We start from the raw sequence: 8,150 nt of genomic DNA, 5'->3' as shown, positions 1-8,150 counted from the left end.
ACAACAATATGCATTGATCCTAAAATATCTTTTGTAAATTAGAAGCACTATTAATTATCAACTTCGTATAAAATGAAGTTTTTAAAAATTATGCCACTTTATGAAAAACTTAATTTTAATACGCCATGCTAAATCGAGTTGGGAAGCACCTCTAAAAGATTTTGACAGACCATTGATGAAGAAGGGAATTTTAGATGCTCATAAAGTATCAGGTCAAATTGCAGAGTTTCTTCCTAAAACCTATGTTATCTGGAGCAGCACTGCAGCAAGAGCTTCAGAAACGGCTCTTATTTTTGCACAAAATCTTTCTTACCCAATAGAAAGCATCGTTTATAAAGACGATTTATACACGTTCGATGATAAACAACTCGAAAAAGTTATTAAATCATGTGATAATAGTTTAGAAAGCGTTATTCTTTTTGGACATAACGAGGCTATTACAAATTTTGTTAATAAATTTGGGGATGTTTTTATTGAAAACGTTCCCACCTCTGGCTTTGTATGTTTAAAATTTGAAACAGAATCCTGGGATAAACTTAGTAAAGGCAGAACCCAAAAAACCATTTTCCCCAAAGACCTAAAATTAATAGAATAGTGTACGAACAGAAATATATCGATAGAGAAAAAAGTTGGTTAGCATTTAATGCCCGAGTACTTCAGGAAGCTGGAGATAATACAGTTCCGCTTTTAGACAGATTGCGTTTTGTTGGAATTTTTTCGAACAATCTGGATGAATTTTTCAGAGTTCGTTATGCCGCAATTCGCCGATTAAGTCTTTCCGGAATTTCCGGTGAAAAATATCTTGGAGGTGTTTCTGCACATCAATTAATTAAGGATATTACAGAAATTGTAATTCAGCAGCAATCAGAAAGTTTGCGTATTCTGGGAAATATAGAAACAGAATTAGAAGCGGAGAATATTTTCATTATAAACGAAGATCAGATTACACCGGATCAGGATGCTTTTCTAAAAGATTTTTTCATTCAAAAATTAAGTCCGGAATTGGTAACCATCATTTTGAATGATTTGGCTGAATTTCCAATTCTTAAAGATACATTAGGATATCTTGCCGTTCGTTTAGAAATGAATACAAACGATGAAGTTCGCTATGCGGTCATCGAAATTCCAAAAACAATAAACCGATTTGTCGTTTTGCCATCGCATGACGACAAACATTATGTGATCTTGATTGATGATGTGATTCGTCATAATCTTGTTAAGATCTTTAATATTTTTGATTATAAAAGTGTTTCAGCACACATGATCAAAATTACCCGCGATGCTCAGCTGGATATCGACAGTGATTTGAGCAAAAGTATGCTCGAAAAAATTTCGAATTCCGTAAAAGACAGAAGAATCGGAGAACCGGTTCGTTTTATCTACGATAGTTTAATCGAAGATGATACGTTACGTTTCTTTTTAGATAAAATGAAAATTGTAGAAACAGATAGTATTATTCCGGGAGGAAGATATCATAATCGACGCGATTATATGAGTTTTCCAAATTTGGGAAGATATGATTTGTTGTATAAGCCAAATGAGCCTTTACCAATTCCGGGTTTAAGTCTGGGAGGAAGTATTTTAGAAAAAATAAGCAAACAAGATTATTTGTTGCATGCTCCGTATCAGTCGTTTTCATACCTAACGAAGTTTTTGCGTGAAGCAGCTTTAGATCCAAAAGTAACCAGTATAAAAATTACGCTGTATCGTCTGGCTAAGAATTCACAAATTATTAGTTCGCTGATTAATGCGGCTAAAAATGGTAAAAAAGTAGTAGTTCAGATCGAACTTCAGGCACGTTTTGATGAAGCGAGCAATATTTCGTATGCTGAGCAAATGCAGACAGAGGGAATTGAATTAATTTTTGGTATCAAAGGACTAAAAGTACACAGCAAAATTTGTTTAATTGAAAGAACGGAAGAAGGAAAAAGCCGTCGTTACGGATTTATTTCGACGGGAAACTTCAATGAATCTACAGCTAAAATTTACACCGATGTTACGCTTTTTACTTGTCATCAGGGAATTTTAAAAGACATAAATAAAATATTCGAATTTTTCGATATCAATTACAGAGTACACCGATACAAACATCTAATCGTATCGCCACATTACACACGAACAAAATTTATCAAATTAATCGATCGTGAAATTCTGCACGCTTTAGCAGGTAGAAAAACATTTATTAAATTAAAAATGAATAGTTTATCTGATTTTAAAATGATTGATAAATTATACGAAGCCAGTAATGCAGGAGTTAAAATTCAACTTCAGGTAAGAGGAATTTGTTCTTTGATTCCGGGGATTCCGGGAATGAGTGAAAATATCGAAGCAATAAGTATTGTCGATAATTACTTAGAACATTCCAGAGTTTATATTTTTGGAAATGCAGGTTTAAATGAAGTATACATTTCATCAGCCGATTTCATGACCAGAAATTTAGACGGAAGGGTGGAAGTTACATGTCCGATTTACGACCATGAAATCAAAAAAGAATTAATTGATAATTTTAATATTGCATGGAAAGGGAATGTTAAAGTAAGATACCATTCTTATAAGCTGGATAATAAATACAAACCGAGAAATCATCATGCATCATTTAGAGCACAGCTTGAAACCTATAAATATTATCAGAATAAAATTTTAGCTCTGGAGAATGTTCCTCAAATAAGTAAATAAATAAATCAAATCATAAGTGAGCATGATTAACATAAAAAAATACGCAGCAATAGATATTGGATCCAATGCAATGCGGCTTCTAATATCGAATGTTGTAGAACAAGATGGTAAAGAACCTCAGTTTAACAAAAGTTCCCTTGTTCGTGTTCCAATTCGTTTAGGGCAGGATGCTTTTACGGTTGGAGAAATTTCACAAGAAAATATAGAGCGAATGGTAGATGCTATGAAAGCATTTAACCTTTTGATGAAAGTACATAAAGTAGAGCGTTACATGGCATTTGCTACTTCGGCAATGCGTGAAGCGTACAATGCAAAAGAAGTTGTCGCTATAATTAAGAAAAAAGCAGACATCAAAATAGAAATTATTGATGGTAAAAAAGAGGCAGCAATTATTGCTTCAACAGATTTACATCATTTATTAAAAACAGATGAAACCTATCTTTTTGTAGATGTTGGTGGTGGAAGTACCGAGTTTACTTTGTTTTCTAGTGGGAAATTGATTAATTCAAGATCGTTTAAAGCGGGAACCGTTCGTTTGCTAAATAAAATGGTTCACGATGTAGTTTGGGATGAAATTGAAAAATGGATTAAGACCAATACAGCGGCCTACGAAGAAGTTACGTTAATTGGTTCTGGCGGAAACATCAATAAGTTGTTTAAAATGTCTGGAAAGCAGCAGGAAAAACCACTTTCATTCATTTATATTAATTCGCAATATGCGTTTCTAAACTCTTTAACTTACGAACAGAGAATTTCTGATTTGGGATTAAATCCGGATCGTGCCGACGTTATTATTCATGCGACAAGAATTTATCTGAACGCCATGAAATGGAGTGGTGCACGCCAGATTTATGTACCAAAAATTGGACTTTCTGACGGAATTGTAAAAGCCATGTATTACGGTAAAATCTAAGTTTTCAGCATAATTTAATGAAAGCAATTTTTGAGGCAATTCAAGTTTTACCTCCAGATGAATTAGAGATTCTGGATGGTTTGATTACCACCCGAAAACTCAAAAAGGGAGATCTTTTATTGACTGAAAATCAGGTGAGCAATGAAATTTTCTTTATTGAAAAAGGGATTTTGCGTTCCTGTTTTTTCAATCATCAGGGAGATGAAATTACCAATTGCTTTGCTTTTGAAGGTGAATTCATGGCTTCTTTTTCGAGTTTTATTACTCAGAATGTAGCAGAAGAAAATATTCAGGCATTAGCAGATACAGAATTACAGGTTTTGAGCCGCGAAAGTCTGGAAAAACTTTATGCATTAGGCATTCATTGGCAGGAATTAGGAAGGAAATTAACCGAAATGGAATATGTAACGCTGCAAAAAAGAATGATCTCTTTTCAAAAGTTATCCGGAACACAGCGTTATGAAGAGCTGTATCAAAATCATAAAAAATACCTTCAGTTGATTCCGCTTCAATATTTAGCTTCCTATTTAGGCGTAACGCCTAGACATTTAAGCAGAATACGAAAAGCGATTTTATAGGACATTTGTCCGGTGACAATTTTTATTCAGGTTAGTATTTTTGTTTAAAAAGAAAAACGTAAACGAAAACATAAACTAAAGCATGAAAAAAATACTCATTATAAACGGACACCCAAATCCGTCAAGTTTTAATTTCGCTATTGCGGAATCGTATCGAAAAGGTGCGGTTGAAGCTCAGGCTCAGATAGAAACAATTACAATTGCCGAATTGAAATTTAATCCGAATCTTCAATTTGGATACCAAAAGCGAACAGAATTAGAACCGGATTTAATTGAAGCTTGGGAGAAAATTAAAAATGCAGATCATTTGGTCTGGATTCATCCCGTTTGGTGGGGTGGTTTGCCTGCCATTACAAAAGGATTTATTGATCGTTTGTTTTTACCTGGAATGGCATTTCAATACAGAGAGAATTCTGTTTGGTGGGATAAATTACTAAAAGGTAAAACGGCTCACATTATAACAACCTTAGATCAGCCAGGCTGGTATTACAGATTGTTTTTTGCACGTCCGAGTATAAATCAGTTAAAGAAATCGACATTGCAGTTCTGCGGCGTAAGTCCTGTAAAAGTAAGTTACATCGGGATTGTGAAAACTTCAGATGAAATACAGCGAAAAAAATGGATTGAAAAAGTGTATAATTTTGGACTCAAGGTAAAGTAAAAGAAACTAAATCTAGAAATTAAGAAAGTAAATCTAATCCAAATGTAGAGCGTAAAAGTTCGATGTTTGGATTTATTTCTAACAAACGATTGTATCGATCCTGATCGTTAAAGCTGCGTTTCGTCTCAATTGTTTCATTTACATTAACGGTAATAGTAATATTGTGATTATGTAAATGCCCTCTTAAGTGCCCTAAAAGTCCGTTAAGCTGACTTTCGAAATCTAATTTTGAACCTTCATTAGGTAATTCAATTGTAATATCAGTTCCGTCTAAAGTTGGATCGTTGATTAGTAGTAACGATTCCATAATCTTGAAACCTTTGTCTCCTAAACGTTGTGCATATTTGTTCCATTGTACCAGCATTTCAGTTTTCGTGAAATCTTCTGTTGGCAAAACTGTAGTTGGCTTGACATAATTCTTACTGTTAGCCTCTAATTCTTTTTTCTTGCGTATGCTGGATAAAGAGAATGCAGAAATTTTTGGCTCATTGCTTAACTCCGGTTTTGGTGTTGCAGGAACTTCCTGTTTTATAGCTGGAGCAGTTTGTTGCTGATTGGTAGTCGCAACATTATTTTCTGTAGTTTCAGTTGCAGGTTTTACAGTTTCAGTAGAGGTACTTTGTTCTTTTGCTTTTGGAGCTTCAACAATAGAGTAACCACTATTTTTGTAATAAGTAGGCGGAATTATGAATTGCTCAACTTTTTTTTTTCTCCATCAAAGTTGATAGAGGCTAATTGCATCAAACATAGTTCTACTAAAAGACGCTGATTTTGACTCAATTTGTATTTTAAATCACAATCATTAGCAATGTCAATTCCTTTTAATAAAAAATCCTGAGAACATTTTTGAGCCTGTACACCATACATTTGCTGTGCTTGTTCACCTACTTCCAATAATGAAATCGTAGCAGGAGTTTTGCTCACCAGTAAATCTCTAAAGTGTGATGCCAGACCGGCAATAAAATGATGCCCGTCAAAACCTTTTGAAAGTATATCGTTATACGCTAATAAAAGATCCGGAATTTTATTTTCTAAAAGTAAATCAGTAATGCTAATGTAAGTTTCGTAATCTAAAACATTTAAATTTTCAGTTACCGCCTGGCGTGTTAGGTTTGTTCCGCAATACGAAACCACACGGTCAAAAATAGACAAAGCATCACGCATGGCACCATCTGCTTTTTGAGCAATAATGTGCAATGCATCATCTTCAAAATTGATTCCTTGACTTTTAGCAACTTCAGCTAAATGTTCTTTAGCATCTTTTACTGTAATTCGTTTGAAATCAAATATCTGACAACGGGATAATATCGTTGGAATAATTTTGTGTTTCTCTGTTGTTGCCAAAATAAAAATGGCGTGTTTCGGCGGTTCTTCTAATGTCTTTAAAAAAGCATTAAAAGCAGCAGAAGACAACATATGGACCTCGTCAATAATATAGACTTTAAATTGCCCGGTTTGTGGCGGGATTCGAACCTGATCGATAAGACTACGAATATCATCAACAGAGTTATTTGAAGCAGCATCTAACTCAAAAACGTTAAAAGCAAAATCTTCATTAGGATCATCATATCCGGGCTGATTAATTTTTCGAGCCAAAATACGAGCGCAGGTTGTTTTACCAACACCACGAGGTCCTGTAAATAAAAGAGCAGAAGCAAGGTGATTGCTGTCTATGGCATTTAGTAAAGTGTTGGTAATGGCTTTTTGTCCCACAACATCCTTAAATGTCTGCGGGCGATACTTACGAGCCGATACTACAAATTGTTCCATATTCTTTTTATTCGATAGCAAATATAGGCTGAAAATTGCCAAATCCCAAATCTCAAATTAATAAATCTTAAGTACATTTTGGAGTGTGTTGAATAGGAGAAAGTAACGTAATGTTTTCGTTTGAAAATGTTTTTTCCAATGCAGTATATAAAGTCTTTTATGACACTAAACATGGAGATCATATAAAACTCATAAGAGTATTTTGTAAAATATTGATTTTTAAATAATTAACTTTATGAGTCCATAATTAAAAAACTATCACTATGAAAATGAAATCAATTTTACTGACGTTAAGCTTTGCTCTTTCTTTAATCGCCTGCGCACCTAAAGATTCAGATATTCAAAAAGAAATTACGGCTAAATTAGCCGACAATCCAGAGGTGCAAGTAACGGTACAAGATGGTGTTGCGACCATTTCGGGTATTTGTAAAGATGGTGCGTTTAAAAAAGAAATCGAGGCTAGTATAAAAGAAGTTAAAGGTGTAAAATCTGTTATGAACAACTGTCAGATCGTGCAGCCGGAAGAAACTGCTGCGGCAGCTGTTATTATTACTACAGATAGTGTTTTGGATAAAGCAGTCAGCGATGTGGTAAAATCGTATAACGGAGTAAGTGCAACCGTTGTTGGTGGTGTTGTTACACTTTCTGGAGAAATTAAAAGAAGCCAATTGCAGCCTTTAATTCAGAAAATACAGGAATTAAAGCCTCAAAAAGTAGATAATAAACTAACGATTAAATAAGATATCATGAGTTTACAGGATAAATACAAAGAGTTAACAGATTTGGCAAAGAACTTAGGTGTTTCAAATTTGCAGGTTAGAGAACAAGATAATGTACTGTATATTGATGGTGCTGCAAAATCGGCAGACGACAAAGAAAAACTTTGGAATGCCTACGGAAAATTAGACCCTGATTTTAGAGGTGCCGATGTTGTAATGAATATTACAGTTCCTGAAGGAGCAACCACAAATTATACTGTTACAAGTGGCGATTCTTTATCTAAAATAGGAAAAGTACATGGCGTTTCGTGGCAGACTATTTACGAAGCCAATAAAGATATTATCAAAAATCCCGATATTATTCAGCCTGGTTGGATATTGAAAATCCCGCTAGCTTAATATTAAGTCATAAGTTTATAAGTCCATCATTTGATGGACTTTTTTTTGGATTGAAAGTACATCGGTTATGATTTAGTTTGTAAATGTTAAAGTTTAAAATTCACTTTTTTCCTATCTGCTACATTTACAATTGCTTATGTACGAATAATTATAATCCTTATTTGAATAATAAATAAAATACTACATATTTATTTTGAGGAACCAATTTTTTTTATACTTTAGCAAAGATTACCTACATTAATTAATTATTAACATTAAACATAATGCCCATGTTTGCCATTAAATTAAATAATGTTCAAAAAAGGTTTATCAGCAGTTCTGGACACAGAACTCATGGTCTTCTTGGCCGTAATTGTTTCACTTTGCGTAATTCTAACTTTATTATTTAGCGCAAAAGTCACTGATTTTTCCAAAAGCTACAAAAAGGTATTTTA

At 33.8% G+C, this 8,150-nt stretch carries 9 protein-coding genes; 7 read left to right on the top strand and 2 right to left on the bottom strand.

The window, feature by feature from the left end:
• Nucleotides 1-100: 100 nt before the first annotated feature.
• From B0A66_RS20680 to B0A66_RS20660, 5 genes are all read left to right on the top strand, one after another.
• The gene (locus B0A66_RS20680) at nucleotides 101-595 is read left to right on the top strand and encodes a SixA phosphatase family protein (RefSeq protein ID WP_089051753.1); all 495 of its coding nucleotides are present in this window, start codon (nucleotides 101-103) and stop codon (nucleotides 593-595) included.
• A complete protein-coding gene (gene ppk1, locus B0A66_RS20675; RefSeq protein WP_089051752.1) occupies nucleotides 595-2,676 on the top strand; it encodes a polyphosphate kinase 1 in 2,082 nt (693 codons plus the stop codon). The genes B0A66_RS20680 and ppk1 overlap by 1 nt, the downstream gene beginning before the upstream one ends.
• Nucleotides 2,677-2,698: 22 nt before the next feature.
• A complete protein-coding gene (locus tag B0A66_RS20670) occupies nucleotides 2,699-3,589 on the top strand; it encodes a Ppx/GppA phosphatase family protein (RefSeq protein ID WP_089051751.1) in 891 nt (296 codons plus the stop codon).
• A 17-nt stretch (nucleotides 3,590-3,606) separates the two neighbouring features.
• A complete protein-coding gene (locus B0A66_RS20665; RefSeq protein ID WP_089051750.1) occupies nucleotides 3,607-4,167 on the top strand; it encodes a Crp/Fnr family transcriptional regulator in 561 nt (186 codons plus the stop codon).
• 82 nt (nucleotides 4,168-4,249) lie between these two features.
• Nucleotides 4,250-4,828: an NAD(P)H-dependent oxidoreductase gene (locus B0A66_RS20660; RefSeq protein ID WP_089051749.1), complete on the top strand. Its 579-nt coding sequence runs from the start codon at nucleotides 4,250-4,252 to the stop codon at nucleotides 4,826-4,828.
• A 19-nt stretch (nucleotides 4,829-4,847) separates the two neighbouring features.
• On the opposite strand, the gene B0A66_RS20655 is transcribed toward B0A66_RS20660, so the two are convergent.
• Both B0A66_RS20655 and dnaX read right to left on the bottom strand, forming a co-directional pair.
• Nucleotides 4,848-5,222: a DNA polymerase III gene (locus B0A66_RS20655; RefSeq protein WP_244283558.1), complete on the bottom strand. Its 375-nt coding sequence runs from the start codon at nucleotides 5,220-5,222 to the stop codon at nucleotides 4,848-4,850.
• Nucleotides 5,223-5,512: 290 nt separating this feature from the next.
• The gene (dnaX, locus tag B0A66_RS20650) at nucleotides 5,513-6,598 is read right to left on the bottom strand and encodes a DNA polymerase III subunit gamma/tau (RefSeq protein ID WP_089051747.1); all 1,086 of its coding nucleotides are present in this window, start codon (nucleotides 6,596-6,598) and stop codon (nucleotides 5,513-5,515) included.
• 263 nt (nucleotides 6,599-6,861) lie between these two features.
• Here dnaX and B0A66_RS20645 point away from each other — a divergent pair, with 263 nt between their 5' ends.
• Nucleotides 6,862-7,338, top strand: a complete 477-nt coding sequence (locus B0A66_RS20645) for a BON domain-containing protein (RefSeq protein ID WP_089051746.1) — start codon at nucleotides 6,862-6,864, stop codon at nucleotides 7,336-7,338.
• A 6-nt stretch (nucleotides 7,339-7,344) separates the two neighbouring features.
• Nucleotides 7,345-7,716 carry a LysM peptidoglycan-binding domain-containing protein gene (locus tag B0A66_RS20640; protein ID WP_089051745.1) on the top strand — a complete coding sequence of 124 codons (372 nt, stop codon included), beginning with the start codon at nucleotides 7,345-7,347 and terminating at the stop codon, nucleotides 7,714-7,716.
• The last annotated feature ends 434 nt before the right edge of the window (nucleotides 7,717-8,150 follow it).

The organism is Flavobacterium hercynium, assembly GCF_002217285.1.
Classification (GTDB): domain Bacteria; phylum Bacteroidota; class Bacteroidia; order Flavobacteriales; family Flavobacteriaceae; genus Flavobacterium; species Flavobacterium hercynium.
The sequence above is the reverse complement of the archived record's forward strand: the minus strand, read 5'-3'. Positions and strand labels throughout refer to the sequence as shown.

Coding starts and splice junctions, on each gene's coding strand:
- B0A66_RS20680 (WP_089051753.1), top strand. CDS start 101: ATGAAAAACTTAATTTTAATACGCCATGCTAAATCGAGTTGGGAAGCA.
- B0A66_RS20670 (WP_089051751.1), top strand. CDS start 2,699: ATGATTAACATAAAAAAATACGCAGCAATAGATATTGGATCCAATGCA.
- B0A66_RS20665 (WP_089051750.1), top strand. CDS start 3,607: ATGAAAGCAATTTTTGAGGCAATTCAAGTTTTACCTCCAGATGAATTA.
- B0A66_RS20660 (WP_089051749.1), top strand. CDS start 4,250: ATGAAAAAAATACTCATTATAAACGGACACCCAAATCCGTCAAGTTTT.
- dnaX (WP_089051747.1), bottom strand. CDS start 6,598: ATGGAACAATTTGTAGTATCGGCTCGTAAGTATCGCCCGCAGACATTT.
- B0A66_RS20645 (WP_089051746.1), top strand. CDS start 6,862: ATGAAAATGAAATCAATTTTACTGACGTTAAGCTTTGCTCTTTCTTTA.
- B0A66_RS20640 (WP_089051745.1), top strand. CDS start 7,345: ATGAGTTTACAGGATAAATACAAAGAGTTAACAGATTTGGCAAAGAAC.